At 64.1% G+C, this 13,320-nt stretch carries 11 protein-coding genes; 3 read left to right on the forward strand and 8 right to left on the reverse strand.

Features of this window, described 5'->3' with window-relative positions; all coding sequences use genetic code 11:
* Positions 1-8: 8 nt before the first annotated feature.
* Positions 9-1,124 carry an ROK family glucokinase gene (locus ACSVHC_RS02670; protein WP_437773190.1) on the reverse strand — a complete coding sequence of 372 codons (1,116 nt, stop codon included), beginning with the start codon at positions 1,122-1,124 and terminating at the stop codon, positions 9-11.
* Between the two features lie 207 nt (positions 1,125-1,331).
* On the opposite strand from ACSVHC_RS02670, the gene ACSVHC_RS02675 reads away from it, so the two are divergent.
* A complete protein-coding gene (locus ACSVHC_RS02675) occupies positions 1,332-3,143 on the forward strand; it encodes an AMP-dependent synthetase/ligase (protein WP_437773189.1) in 1,812 nt (603 codons plus the stop codon).
* Between the two features lie 99 nt (positions 3,144-3,242).
* Here ACSVHC_RS02675 and ACSVHC_RS02680 read toward each other — a convergent pair whose 3' ends face one another.
* Positions 3,243-6,638, reverse strand: coding sequence for a pyruvate carboxylase (locus ACSVHC_RS02680; RefSeq protein ID WP_437773188.1), 3,396 nt, complete (start codon positions 6,636-6,638; stop codon positions 3,243-3,245).
* A gap of 313 nt (positions 6,639-6,951) precedes the next feature.
* Between ACSVHC_RS02680 and ACSVHC_RS02685 the strand changes: the two genes are divergently transcribed.
* A complete protein-coding gene (locus ACSVHC_RS02685) occupies positions 6,952-7,770 on the forward strand; it encodes a ParA family protein (protein ID WP_437773187.1) in 819 nt (272 codons plus the stop codon).
* A gap of 130 nt (positions 7,771-7,900) precedes the next feature.
* Here ACSVHC_RS02685 and ACSVHC_RS02690 read toward each other — a convergent pair whose 3' ends face one another.
* The 5 genes from ACSVHC_RS02690 to gcvH form a co-directional block, all read right to left on the reverse strand.
* The gene (locus tag ACSVHC_RS02690) at positions 7,901-8,494 is read right to left on the reverse strand and encodes a MerR family transcriptional regulator (RefSeq protein WP_236816845.1); all 594 of its coding nucleotides are present in this window, start codon (positions 8,492-8,494) and stop codon (positions 7,901-7,903) included.
* Between the two features lie 243 nt (positions 8,495-8,737).
* A complete protein-coding gene (locus tag ACSVHC_RS02695) occupies positions 8,738-9,241 on the reverse strand; it encodes a bifunctional nuclease family protein (protein WP_234753890.1) in 504 nt (167 codons plus the stop codon).
* Positions 9,241-9,957 carry a transcriptional regulator FtsR gene (gene ftsR / locus ACSVHC_RS02700; RefSeq protein WP_437773989.1) on the reverse strand — a complete coding sequence of 239 codons (717 nt, stop codon included), beginning with the start codon at positions 9,955-9,957 and terminating at the stop codon, positions 9,241-9,243. The genes ACSVHC_RS02695 and ftsR overlap by 1 nt, the downstream gene beginning before the upstream one ends.
* Positions 9,958-9,977: 20 nt before the next feature.
* A complete protein-coding gene (locus ACSVHC_RS02705; protein ID WP_234753790.1) occupies positions 9,978-10,457 on the reverse strand; it encodes an FHA domain-containing protein in 480 nt (159 codons plus the stop codon).
* Between the two features lie 140 nt (positions 10,458-10,597).
* Positions 10,598-10,984, reverse strand: a complete 387-nt coding sequence (gcvH, locus tag ACSVHC_RS02710; protein ID WP_078105597.1) for a glycine cleavage system protein GcvH — start codon at positions 10,982-10,984, stop codon at positions 10,598-10,600.
* A gap of 163 nt (positions 10,985-11,147) precedes the next feature.
* Between gcvH and ACSVHC_RS02715 the strand changes: the two genes are divergently transcribed.
* Positions 11,148-12,044, forward strand: coding sequence for a DNA-formamidopyrimidine glycosylase family protein (locus tag ACSVHC_RS02715; RefSeq protein ID WP_437773186.1), 897 nt, complete (start codon positions 11,148-11,150; stop codon positions 12,042-12,044).
* A 21-nt stretch (positions 12,045-12,065) separates the two neighbouring features.
* On the opposite strand, the gene ACSVHC_RS02720 is transcribed toward ACSVHC_RS02715, so the two are convergent.
* Positions 12,066-13,289 carry an MFS transporter gene (locus ACSVHC_RS02720; protein WP_437773185.1) on the reverse strand — a complete coding sequence of 408 codons (1,224 nt, stop codon included), beginning with the start codon at positions 13,287-13,289 and terminating at the stop codon, positions 12,066-12,068.
* Positions 13,290-13,320: the final 31 nt, after the last annotated feature.

Here is a 13,320-nt window from a genome sequence, read left to right on the forward strand (position 1 = left end):
GGGCCCGTCTACCCGCGCGCCCTGCCGCTGACCCGGGACAGGTCGGCAGCGCCGATCATCCCCGCTCGCGGTCCCAGCGCAGCGAGCTTGATGGCGGCCGCGGGACGGAAACCACGGCCGGTGAGGTTCCGGGTGAATGCTGTCCGCGCAGGGCCCACGAGAAGCTCACCGGCGTCGCATAGCCCACCGCCGATGACGAATGTCCCTGGGTCGAGCGCAGCAGCCAGGTTCGCCAGACCAAGCCCGAGCCAGTGCCCCACTTCTTCCAAGAGCTCCCTCGAAGCGGAATCTCCGGCTTTCGCCCGCTCCGTCACGGTAACGCCCGTGATGTTCTCAGCCGAGCCTCCGGCAGCCTTGAGCAATTCGTAGGCAACAGGTGAATTCCGGAGGGCCAGCTCACGGGCTTCCCTGCCAAGCGCGTTACCGGAGGCATATTGCTCCCAGCATCCGCGGTTGCCGCATTCGCAGCGGTGCCCGCCGGGCACCACGATCTGGTGGCCGAACTCCCCCGCGACGCCGAACCGCCCACGCTCCACTCGTCCGTCCATGACCATGGCACCACCGATGCCGGTGCCAAGCGTAATGCAGACGAGGCGGCTCTCGCCTTGCCCTGCGCCGAAGCGCCATTCAGCCCAGGCAGCAGCGTCGGCGTCGTTGGTGACGAGTACCGGGCGCCTCAGCAGGCTCTGAAGGTTTTCGCGCAGCGGCTCGTTACGCCAGGCGAGATGGGGGCTGAAAAGCACCGTGCCGCCGTCGAGATCCATCCAACCGGCAGCGCCGATCCCCACAGAGGCGATCCGGTGGTTTCTGCCCAATTCCTGGACAAGCTCGACGATCACTTGCTCCACGGCCCGGGCGTCATTGCCCGGAGTGGAGCGCCGCGCTTCGTCGACCACCCGGCCCGAGGGATCCACGACTCCCGCTGCCACCTTCGTGCCGCCAATGTCGATCCCGATCGCAAGCCCCCTGCGGCCGAGATGGGAACGGCGCGCAGCCCATGGCACCGACTCCCAGCGCAGGCCGCCGTGCGTGGAGCCGGGGCGCCGGCCGGTTGACGCCGAACCGGACCAGGAAATCTTCCGAACGCTTGCCGGGATCTGGTCGTTGGATGAATTCAGAGGCATGTCGCCATCCTATTCCGAGCGCCCCATATGTACTGACATGTTGGACCCTCGGAAGGAGCGCCCGCAGGCCTGCATTGGCGGAATCCCAGGCTTCACGTAATGTTACTCATCAGTAACTTGAGTAAGGTGAATTGCGCCACACCCATTACTTGGCCGTATAGAGTTAGAGCAGCCCCGCAATGGTCTGTTGATATCGAAGGAGCTATCGTGCGTGAATTCAGTGTTCCGCCCCTGGTGAATGTTGCCCCCGAAACCAACATCACGGACCTTGTGGTTCGCCAGGCCGCCAAGACATCCAACCCGGCACTGTTCGCCAAGCTCGACAGCGCCGGCCAATGGCAGGACATCCGGGCAAAGGACTTCCTCCAGGACGTGTCGGCGCTGGCCAAAGGCCTGATCGCCAATGGTGTCGGCGTGGGCGACCGAGTGGGCATCATGTCGAGGACCCGCTACGAATGGTCCCTCGTGGACTTCGCCGTCTGGTTTGCAGGCGGCATTTCCGTGCCGATCTATGAAACGTCATCGCCGTCACAAGTGGCCTGGAACCTCGGCGACTCCGGCGCAGTCGCGGCATTCGCCGAGTCGGCACACCACGAAGACGTCATCCGCCAGGCCGTCACCGCCGAAGGCCTCGGCTCAGTGGCCCATGTCTGGCAGCTTGAAGGCGGCGGCCTTGACGCGCTTCGCAGCGCGGGAAGCGGTGTCAGCGACGAGGAACTCGAGGCGCGCCGCAGCAGCGCGGAACTCGCCGACGTCGCCACGATCATCTACACCTCCGGCACCACGGGGCGTCCCAAGGGTTGCGAACTCACGCACGGAAACTTCGTGGAGCTCTCGGAGAACGCTTTGGCTTCCCTTGGCGACGTCGTCAACGAGACCGCCAAGACCATCATGTTCCTCCCTCTGGCCCACGTCTTCGCCCGTTTCATCTCGGTTCTGGCCGTCGCCGCCGGCGCCCAAGTGGCACACACGCCGGATATCAAGAACCTGCTTGCAGACCTGCAAAGCTTCCAGCCGTCCTTCATCCTGGCTGTTCCGCGTGTCTTCGAGAAGGTCTTCAACTCGGCGCTCACCAAGGCGGAGGACGGTGGCAAGGGTGCCATCTTCCACAAGGCCGTCGACACGGCGATCGCCTACTCCAAGGCGCAGCAGGAGGGATCCCTTGGCTTGGTGCTAAGGCTCAAGCACGCCGTATTCGACCGTTTGGTGTACGGGAAGCTTCGCGCTGCCATGGGCGGCCACGTCAGCCACGCCGTCTCCGGTGGCGGTCCCCTCGGCGAACGGCTGGGCCATTTCTTCCACGGTATCGGCTTGCAGATCCTCGAGGGTTACGGCCTCACAGAGACCACGGCACCCATTTCAGTCAACACCCCGTCCCTGATCAAGATCGGCACGGTGGGGGCCCCGCTTCCCGGAAATGCGGTCAGGATCGCCGACGACGGCGAGATCCTCGCCAAGGGCGTCTGCGTCATGAGGGGCTACTTCAAGCGGGATGACCTCGCCGCGGAAACGTTCGTCGACGGGTGGTTCCGCACAGGTGACATCGGCGAACTGGACGAACAGGGTTTCCTGAAGATCACCGGCCGCAAGAAGGAAATCATCGTCACGGCGAGCGGCAAGAACGTCGTGCCTGCCCTGCTGGAGGACCAAATCCGTGCGGACGCCCTGGTGTCCCAGGTCCTTGTGATCGGCGACAACCGGCCCTTCATCGGCGCGCTGGTCACCCTCGACGAGGAAGCCCTGCCCGGCTGGCTCGAGCGCCACGGCCTTCCCGCGTCCACGACGACGACGGCTGCCGCGGACAACGCCCTCGTCCGGGCTGCCGTCCAGGAACTGATCAGCCACGCCAACCAGTCCGTCTCCCACGCGGAGGCGATCAAGTCGTTCCGGATTGTGCCGTCCGACTTCACCGAGGCTTCCGGTCACCTCACGCCGTCGTTGAAGGTCAAGCGCGCCCAGGTCATGAAGGACTTCGACGCAGTGATCGAGGAAATGTACTCGGCGCCCAAGGCTTCCTGACGCGCCGCACCCCGACGCATCAGTCAAAGCATGAAAAAAAGGTCCCGGGCTAACAGCCCGGGACCTTTCTTCTTGCGTGCTCCGCGGAGGAGCGGGCCGCTATTCGACCACGATCAACAGATCGCCGCCCTGGACCTGCTCCACGTTGTTGATGGCGAGGCGCGAGACGGTGCCGGCCACCGGCGTCGTGATGGATGCTTCCATCTTCATCGCCTCGATGGTGGCGACGGTGTCGCCGGCCTTGACGGCGTCGCCTGCTTTGACGGTCAGGGTCACGGCGCCGGCGAACGGCGCGGCCACCTGGCCGGGCTGGGACGCATCCGCCTTCTCCGCGGCCTTCACGTTGCTGACAACCGACTTGTCACGAACCACAACGGGGCGGGACTGGCCATTGAGCTTGCACATGACCGTGCGCATGCCCTTTTCGTCGGGCTCCGAAACTGCTTCCAGGGAAGCGATCAGACGCACGCCCTTCTCGAGCTCCATGACGTGTTCGGCACCGAGCTGGAGACCGTACAGGTAGTCACGGGTATCGAGCACCGACAGGTTGCCGTAGGTGTCCACGCTCTTGAGGTAGTCCTTGGTGGGGCCCTCGAACAGAAGCCGGTTCAGGGTCCTCTGGCGGGACTTGGAATCGCCCTTGAGCGCAGCACTGTCTTCGGCGCTCAGTTCGACGTCGCGGACCTTGATGCTGCGGCCCTGGAGCGCCTTGGTGCGGAACGGCTCCGGCCATCCTCCGGGGGGATCTCCCAATTCACCCGACAGGAAGCCGATGACGGAGTCCGGGATGTCGTAGTTCTGCGGGTTCTCGTTGAAGTCCGCGGGATCTGCATGGATTCCCACGAGGTGCAGCGCGAGATCGCCCACCACCTTGGACGACGGCGTCACCTTGACCAAGCGGCCCAGGATACGGTCCGCGGCTGTATACATGTCCTCAATGGCCTCGAAACGCTCGCCAAGGCCCAACGCGATGGCCTGCTGGCGCAGGTTGGACAGCTGGCCGCCCGGAATTTCGTGCTGGTAAACCCGGCCTGTGGGACCGGGAAGGCCGGACTCGAACGGCGCGTAGACCCGGCGGACCGCTTCCCAGTAGGGCTCCAGGGAGCTGACGCTGGCCAGGCTGAGCCCGGTGTCGCGCGGGGTATGTGCCAAGGCGGCCACAAGGGCCGACGCCGACGGCTGGCTTGTCGTACCGGCCAGGGACGCTGATGCGACGTCGACGGCGTCCACGCCGGCGGCCACGGCTGCCAGCAGGGTGGCCAGCTGGCCGCCTGCGGTGTCGTGCGTGTGCAGGTGGACCGGAAGGTCGAAGCGTTCACGCAAGGCGCTGACAAGCTTGGCTGCGGCCGCGGGGCGGAGCAGGCCTGCCATGTCCTTGATGGCGAGGATGTGCGCACCGGCGTCGACGATCTTCTGGGCGAGGTCCAGGTAGTAGTCGAGGGTGTACAGGTTCTCGTTAGGGTCGAGGAGATCGCCGGTGTAGCAGAGTGCAACCTCCGCTACCGCGGTGCCGGTGGCCCGCACTGCGCGGATGGCCGGAGCCATCTGGTTGACGTCGTTGAGGGCGTCGAAGATGCGGAAGATGTCGATGCCGGTTGCCGCGGCCTCGTTGACGAATGCCTCGGTGACTTCCTCCGGGTAGGGCGTGTACCCGACTGTGTTACGGCCACGGAGCAGCATCTGCAGGCAGACATTGGGAAGGGCCTTGCGCAGCGCGGCCAACCGGTCCCAAGGATCCTCGCCGAGGAAGCGCAGGGCAACGTCGTAGGTGGCACCGCCCCAGGCTTCAACCGACAGCAGTTCGGGCAGCAGTGCGGAAACGGCGGGACCGGCCGCGACGAGGTCGCGGGTACGGACACGGGTTGCGAGGAGCGACTGGTGGGCGTCGCGGAACGTTGTGTCCGTGACGGCCACGGCCTGCTGCTCGCGCAGGGCCTTCGCAAAGCCTTCGGGACCCAGCTCCTGCAGCTTCTGGCGTGAGCCGGCCGGTGCAACGATCCCGGCAATCGACGGGAGCTTGGCTGCGGGGTCCGAGTGGACCTTGAGTTCGCCGTTGGGCTTGTTGACCGTCACATCGGCCAACCAGGTCAGCAGTTTGGTCCCGCGGTCCGCGGAGACGTGGGACTTCAGCAGTTCGGGGCGCTTGTCGATGAAGTCGGTCGCCACGTTGCCCGCAATGAAGTCCGGGTCGGCAAGGACGGCCTGGAGGAAGGGGATGTTGGTGGACACGCCACGGATCCGGAACTCGGCCAGGCCGCGCCGGGCACGGGCCACCGCAGCCGGGTAATCGCGTCCACGGCAGGTCAGTTTGACCAGCATGGAGTCGAAGTGGGGGCTGATCTCGGCACCCGAGTAGACCGTGCCGCCGTCGAGGCGGACACCCGCGCCACCCGCGGAACGGTAGCCGGTGATCTTTCCGACGTCGGGCCGGAAGCCGTTGGCAGGATCTTCCGTGGTGATGCGGCACTGCAGTGCGGCGCCCTTGATGGATACCGACTCCTGGCTCAAGCCGAGGTCTGCGAGGGTCTCGCCCGAGGCGATGCGCATCTGCGCCTGTACGAGGTCCACATCAGTGATTTCCTCGGTGACCGTGTGCTCTACCTGGATGCGCGGGTTCATCTCGATGAAGACGTGCTGGCCGGCCCGTTCGCCCTCGGTGTCCACCAGGAACTCGACCGTTCCGGCGTTGACGTAGTTGAGGGCCTTCGCGAAAGCGACAGCATCCCGGTAAAGGGCCTGGCGGATGGACTCGTCCAGGTTGGGGGCCGGAGCGATTTCCACGACTTTCTGGTGGCGGCGCTGCAGGGAGCAGTCGCGCTCGAAGAGGTGCATGACATTGCCCTCGCCATCGGCCAGGATCTGGACCTCGATGTGGCGGGGACGCAGCACTGCCTGCTCCAGGAACATGGTGGGATCGCCGAACGCGGCGTCCGCCTCGCGCATGGCCGCCCGGAGGGCTTCCGGAAGGTCCTCGCGGGTCTCCACCCGGCGCATCCCGCGGCCACCGCCGCCAGCGACGGCCTTGGCGAAGATCGGGAATCCGACCTCGTCCGCTGCGGCAATGAGCTCGTCGAGGTCGCGGGACGGTGCGCTGGACTTCAAGACCGGTACTCCGGCCTTGCGGGCGGCCTCGAGTGCGGCGACCTTGTTGCCGGCGAGCTCCAGGACCTCCGCCGGCGGGCCGATGAACGTGATGCCTGCCTCTTGGGCCGCCCGGGCGAGGTCCGGGTTCTCGGAGAGGAATCCGTAGCCCGGGTAGATTGCGTCTGCACCCGATTCTTTGGCGACACGGACGATTTCGTCCACGTCCAGGTAAGCGCGGACCGGATGGCCTTCCTGGCCGATCAGGTAGGCCTCATCAGCCTTCTGCCGGTGGATCGAGTTGCGATCCTCATACGGGAAGACCGCTACGGTCTTGGCGCCCAGTTCATAGCTAGCGCGGAAGGCCCTGATCGCGATTTCGCCGCGATTAGCCACCAGAATCTTGGAAAACATGCTTCTCCTGCATCATTGCGGGTGTAACGGTCGGTGGTCACAGTGTGTAAGACCTCCATACCCAAACACAAATCTTTGTGGTGACAGTCACACGGGGATTCGTCACGAGCAGTGTACCTTCGCGCACGATGCAGTTTCACGTGCTAAAAGGCGATCGAGTAACAGGCGGCCCAAGCGGTTCCGGGCCGATAAGGCGGGAATCCGCGGCCACTCAACATATGATGTTGAAGGGCAGCGGCAGAGCCCCGGTTCCGGCAACGCCGGAACACAAGCACCGCGACACGGCAACCGGCGTTAGGTTTTGGGTTTTCAAGTGCAAGTAGTCAGCATCAGCAGCCTCAAAGGCGGCGTGGGCAAGACATCCGTAACCACTGGGTTGGCCTCGGCCGCACTGGCCGCAGGGATCCCGACCCTTGTTGTGGACCTGGATCCCCACGCCGACGCCACCACGGCCCTCGGCGTCCAGGCCGGTGACCAGCTCGACATTGGCCGCATGCTGAAGAACCCGCGCAAGGCGAGGCTCTTGGACAACGTGGTCAGCAGCGGCTGGGTTGACCACCCACGCGGCAACGGTGGGGGGACGGCCCTTGATGTCGCCGTCGGATCCGCCTACACCGGAATCTACGACCGGCCGGATCTTGGGCGCCGCGATCTCCGCCGCCTGACCACGGTCCTTGCTGCGGCCGAAAAGTACGAGCTGGTACTCGTCGACTGCCCGCCTTCCCTCAACGGGCTCACACGCATGGCCTGGAGCGCGAGCGACCGCGTGGTCCTTGTTGCCGAACCAGGGCTCTTCTCGGTAGCCGGCACGGAACGCACCATGCGCGCCATCCAGCTGTTCCGCCAGGAATTCGCCCCGCAGCTGGCTCCGGCCGGGATCGTTGCAAACCGGGTCCGGACTGCCTCATCCGAGCACACGTTCCGCCTCGCAGAGATGGAATCGATGTTCGGCGAACTTTTGCTGGCACCGCATATTCCGGAGCAGGCGAACTGGCAGCAAATCCAGGGGGCCGCCCACGCCGTCCACCACTGGCCTGGCGACTCCGCCAAGAACACCGCCAAGCTTTTTGACTCGCTTCTGGAGAACATGCTGTCCTCAAACAACGGCACGCGGGAACGCCGCAAGCGCTGACGGGAACCTGCGAGGCAGAAGCTGCCTCTTCGAGAAATGCGTTCTTCGAGAGAAGCGACGAAGCCGCCTTCCTGTTGGAAGGCGGCTTCATTGGTCTTCAGTGGCAGCTCACGGCGATCCCGACGGCGGGTCAGCCCGTGCGGCGCGCGGAACGGCGCTTGCTGAGTTCGTCGTCCGGAAAGGACTGTTCTACAACGTGCTCGCTCGGCAGCGCAGCAAGGCTCCCCTCGACTTCGCGCCACACGCGGCCTACCGCGATGCCGAATACGCCCTGGCCACCCTGCACCAGGTCAATGACTTCGTCCGCGGAAGTACATTCATAGACACTCGCACCATCGCTCATGAGCGTGATTTGCGCCAGGTCTTCCACTCCGCGTTCACGCAAATGTTCAACGGCCGTACGGATCTGCTGGAGGGATACACCTGTGTCCAGGAGGCGCTTGACGACTTTGAGAACCAAGATGTCCCGGAAGCCATAGAGCCGCTGCGATCCGGAACCGGCGGCGCCACGCACAGCGGGTTCAACGAGTCCTGTACGTGCCCAGTAGTCCAGCTGGCGGTAGGTGATCCCTGCCGCCTTGCACGCGGTGGGACCACGGTAGCCGGCATCTTCATCCAGGACCGGAAGGTCCTCTGTGAAGAGCAGACCCTGGGCACCGCTTGCGGGTACAGCAACGCCTGTCGACGCCTGCTTTAGCTCGCCTGCTTCGCCTTTGGGACTCACGTGACCCTCCTTGTCAGAAGTTCCCTTGGGGATGGTGCATACGGCGGCTAACACGAAACGGGAAAATGCACTCGTGTAATTTCAACGCGGCCGCACCTTTCAGTGTGACTTGCGCGGGTCCTGTACGCAACGGGAACTTGATATCTTCGACGTTAGGCGTGCGGGAGCCTCAGGTCAAAGACGTCCGGGGCATTTTCAGATCGTGTCGAAACTTTCACCCTCAACTTTAACCTTAGGCTACCTTCAGCCTTCGAAATCCTCGGGCTCCACGTCGTCCAGGAACTCCCGGAAGCGGCGCAATTCCCGTTCTTCGTCGACTTCGGGACCCGGCTCGGTGTCTTCGCCCTCGTCGTGTTCGGTGATCCGGACGCCGGCTTCATCCATCACGGCGTCCGCACACCAGATGCGGCATTTCGCCCGCAACGCAAGCGCCAACGCGTCGGAAGCGCGGGAACTCACCACAGTGCCGTCGTCGAACTGGAGCTGGCCATAAAAGATATTGTCTTCGACCGCCACGATGTTCACGCTGATGATGGTGTGGCCGAGTGCTTCAACGACGTCGATCATCAAATCGTGGGTCATGGGCCGGGGCGGCACGACGCCTTGCTGGGCCAAGGCGATGGCACTGGCTTCGGGCGTGCCGATCCAGATGGGGACATGGCGTTCCCCGTGCATCTCGCGCAGGAGGACCAAAGGCTGGTTTGAAGGCAGTTCAATCCGCACTCCAACGATCTCGACCTCAATCATCATGCGTCCATACGGGAGATACGGTCCTGCACCAAGGCTCGATGCAGGCTGAGGCAGAGTTCGCTGATCTCCCGGGCCGCTTCCGCTGCCCGGGATTGCGATGCCGCATCCCTGCGGGACGTCAGAGGAGCGACGACACGCTCCACCAAGCCGAATTCACGCTCCGCTGCGGCCTGGAAGGGACGGAGGTGCCGCGGCTCAAGTCCATGGCTTTCAAGCTGGACACATGCGCGCGCCACTTGAAGGGCGTGTTCGTCGAATCTGCCGTTGACGTGGCTGATGAGCCCGTAACTGAGGAGTGACTGCAATAGCGGGACGCTGGCCCCGGATTCCGTCCGCAGCTGCTCCTCGCTCAACGCGCGCGCGTGGCCCTGCAGCTCAGCCGCAAGTTCGTCCGAGACAATCCGCGGAGAAACCGACACCCCCGGCGGGAGGCTTTCGGGACGCTCGCCACGGTCGATCGCGTCCAGGTAATCCTTGATGACCTTCAGGGGCAGGTACTGGTCACGCTGGAGGGCCAGCACGAAACGCAGTCGCTCGACGTCGCTTTCGGCGTACTGCCGGTACCCGGCAGGCGTGCGCTTCGGATTGATCAGTCCCTTTTCCTCAAGAAAACGGATCTTGGACGCCGTCATGGTGGGAAAGTCGTCGCTGAGTTGGGCGAGGACCTCCCCGATGTTGAGGACCTGCGGTCCTCGCCGTTCCGGCTGGGGCAGTGCCACAGGCGTACCCGGAATCAGTCTTGGCCTGCTGCGCGGGCAGGGCTCAGGTAGTAGGTGAGGCGGAACTTCCCGATCTGGACCTCGCTGCCGTTCTTGAGCAGGACGTTGTCCACCCGGTCCTGGTTGACGTAGGTGCCGTTGAGGCTTCCAGTGTCCACTACTTCGAAGCCTTCGGGGGTGCGTACGAATTCCACGTGCTTGCGCGAAACCGTCACGTCATCCAGGAAGATGTCCGCATCCGGGTGGCGGCCCGCAGTGGTGGTGTCGGAGTCCAGAAGGAACCGTGCACCCGCATTCGGGCCGGTGTGCGCAATCAGCAAAGCCGATCCAGGAGGCAATGCCTGGACCGCAGCGCGCTCCTCGGCGGCCAGCGGCGGCCGGGCATCCGGCTCGTGGTGGCGCACGGGCGTGAGCTGAATTGAGGTGGTCTCCGAGGTTGGCTGTTCTACAGCACCGTGCTCGTCCCGGGCGTGGTTCCGCTTGCCGCCAACCATGGAAATCCTCCTCATCCGCCGGCAGTTGACAAAACTGCCGGTTACGCAACTGCCCGGTTCCCCGGGCCAAACAGGTCGCTGGCCCGCCGCCGTCGCTCCCGGCGTTCCGGGGAGAACCGACTTGGCGGGCCAGATACCATTTAGCCTACCTGTTGTTCGTACTCTGATGCACTGAGAAGGGTCTCGATGGCGTCAGCTTCCGAAAGCTTTACTTCGAACAGCCAGCCGTCACCGTAGGGATCCGAGTTAATCAGGGCAGAGTCGGTGTCGAGAGCCTCGTTACGGGAAACAATTTCGCCGCTCACCGGGGCGTAGATGTCGCTTACGCTCTTCGTCGACTCGACTTCACCTACGACGTCGTTGCCCTTCACCGTGGTGCCAGGCTCGGGCAGCTGGGCGTAGACGACATCGCCGAGTGCATCCTGGGCGAAGTCCGTGATGCCGACGCGCACGACGCCGTCTGCATTCGGGGCACTGACCCATTCATGTTCGGCGGTGTAGGAAAGATCGGCAGGAATATTGCTCATGAGTCGCCTTTCATCGGGACATTTCGGACCACGACGGCGGCCCGGTCATCCGGCCACCGCTGAAAGTATAAGCACATCACTGCCTCCTCCCCACAGGTGTCTGGAATGATTGGAAGCAGACTCGAGCCGCATAGTCCTGCAACGCCGCCGAAGGAGCACGATCATGCCGGAGCTGCCCGAAATCACTGCCCTGAGCGACTTTCTGGACGGGCAGCTGTCCGGGGCACAGCTCACGCATTTACTGCTGCCATCGGCGTTCGCCCTGAAAGTAGCGGATGTTCCCCATGAATCGCTCATCGGGCGGACCGTTGAATCCGTCGGCCGACGTGGGAAATTCCTGGTTTTCGAGATCGCCCCCGCTGCACCGGAGGGCGGCGACTTGGCGGAGCCTGTGTACTTGATCGTCCATTTCGCCAAGGCCGGCTGGCTCACGTTCTCGGAGAATCAGCCCGGAAACGAAGCGAGCGTGGCGGGCGAATACTTCGCGGCGCAATTGGGCTTTTCGAACAACGGCAACGATTTCGGCATCACCCTGACCGACACCGGAACGTGGAAGGGATTGGCCATCTTCATCGTTCGCCAGCCGGAGGAAGTCCATGGCATTGCCGAGCTGGGGCCGGATCCCCTTGACCCCGGCTTCGGCCTGGACGAGTTCAGCCGGCTTTTCACGCACCGGCAGCAGATCAAGGGAATCCTGAAGAACCAGAAGCTCATAGCGGGTATCGGGAACGCCTACAGCGACGAAATCCTCCACGCGGCGAAGCTGTCTCCCGTCGCCGTTGCTTCTTCGTTGGGACCGGACGCGGTGGAGCGTCTCTTCACCACGATGCAGGACATTCTCAGCGGGGCCATTAAAGATCTCTCGGGCAAGAGCCCGGAAGAACTCAAACCGGCTAAGAAGGCCTCGATGCGCGTGCACGGCAGGACCGGCGAGCCTTGCCCGGTCTGCGGGGACACCGTGCGGGAGGTTGCCTTCGTGGGGACTTCGCTGCAGTACTGCCCCACGTGCCAGACCAACGGCGAGATCCTCGCCAAACGCGGTTCGAGCAACGACGCCTGATTCGAAGAAGCCGCCCGTCGCCTAGGCGACCGGCGCCTCCTCAGGTTCGCGTACGACGTCGGAGGCTGCTTGCTGCGCGGAAGCTGACTGCGCCGCTCCCCCGCGTCCGGCGGCTGCCGCGGCAGCGATCATGACGAACAGGGCCGCTAAAGTGATGGCGGCGCCGGCCCAGATGGGCGAGGTATAACCCAGGCCCATGGTGATGGTGACTCCGCCCAGCCAGGCGCCCAGGGCGTTGCCCAGGTTGAAGGCCCCTATGTTCGCTCCGGAGGCAAGGGTGGGCGCGGTGGCGGCAAAGTGCATGACGCGCATCTGCAGGCCCGGGACGGTAGCGAAGCCGAAGCCGCCCATGAGTGCCAGTGAGAACAGGGTGACCACCGGGCTCGCGGCAGTGAGTGCGAAGAACACGAGTACCAGCACCAGGCCCGCAAGGATGACCACGAGGGTTTTGTCGATGGACTTGTCGGCCGCTTTGCCGCCGGCGATATTGCCGACGAACAGTCCGGCGCCAAACAGGACGAGGAGCCAAGGGACGGCGTGGGGATCGAATCCGGAGACTTGGGTCAGCGTGAAGGCGATGTAGGTGAAGGCACCGAACATACCGCCAAAGCCGAGAATTGTGACGATAATCGACAGCCACACCTGCGCGGACTTGAAAGCGCCTAGCTCACTGCGGAGGCTGCTGGCGGCGGCGCCTTCTTTGGTCCTCGGGACCATGAGGGCAATGCCGATGAGGGCGAAAACGCCGATGATGGTGATGGCCCAGAAGGTGGACCGCCAGCCAAGGTTCTGGCCGAGGAAAGTTCCGAAGGGAACACCCAGCACGTTCGCGGCGGTGAGGCCCGTGAACATGATGGCAATGGCTCCGGCCTTTTTGTGGGCCGGGACCAGGCCGGCCGCGACCACTGAGCCGATACCGAAGAAGGCTCCGTGACAAAGGGCGGCAACAATGCGCCCGATCAGCATTGCCTGGTAACTGTCCGCGATGGCGGAAAGGAAATTGCCCGCGATGAACAGGACGAGGAGCCCGATCAGGACAGGCTTGCGGGGCAAGCGGGTGACGGCCGCTGTCACCAAGAGGGCGCCGACCACGACGCTCAGCGCATAGCCGGTGATGAACCAGCCGGCGGCCGCTTCGCTGACTCCGAAGTCGGTGGCAATTTCCGGCAAGAGGCCCATGATGACGAATTCGGTCAAGCCAATGCCGAATCCGCCCAGGGCAAGGGCGATCAACCCTGCGGGCATGTTGTTGCTCCTTTGTGGGGATGGATTCCCG

It is taken from the genome of Arthrobacter sp. KNU-44 (genome assembly GCF_051843155.1).
Classification (GTDB): Bacteria; Actinomycetota; Actinomycetes; order Actinomycetales; family Micrococcaceae; genus Arthrobacter.

What these genes read in the sequence shown, in the direction of transcription:
- ACSVHC_RS02720 (WP_437773185.1), bottom strand. Translation starts at nt 13,289, where the DNA reads ATGCCCGCAGGGTTGATCGCCCTTGCCCTGGGCGGATTCGGCATTGGC.
- ACSVHC_RS02705 (WP_234753790.1), bottom strand. Translation starts at nt 10,457, where the DNA reads ATGGTTGGCGGCAAGCGGAACCACGCCCGGGACGAGCACGGTGCTGTA.
- ACSVHC_RS02670 (WP_437773190.1), bottom strand. Translation starts at nt 1,124, where the DNA reads ATGCCTCTGAATTCATCCAACGACCAGATCCCGGCAAGCGTTCGGAAG.
- ACSVHC_RS02680 (WP_437773188.1), bottom strand. Translation starts at nt 6,638, where the DNA reads ATGTTTTCCAAGATTCTGGTGGCTAATCGCGGCGAAATCGCGATCAGG.
- ACSVHC_RS02695 (WP_234753890.1), bottom strand. Translation starts at nt 9,241, where the DNA reads ATGATTGAGGTCGAGATCGTTGGAGTGCGGATTGAACTGCCTTCAAAC.
- gcvH (WP_078105597.1), bottom strand. Translation starts at nt 10,984, where the DNA reads ATGAGCAATATTCCTGCCGATCTTTCCTACACCGCCGAACATGAATGG.
- ACSVHC_RS02715 (WP_437773186.1), top strand. Translation starts at nt 11,148, where the DNA reads ATGCCGGAGCTGCCCGAAATCACTGCCCTGAGCGACTTTCTGGACGGG.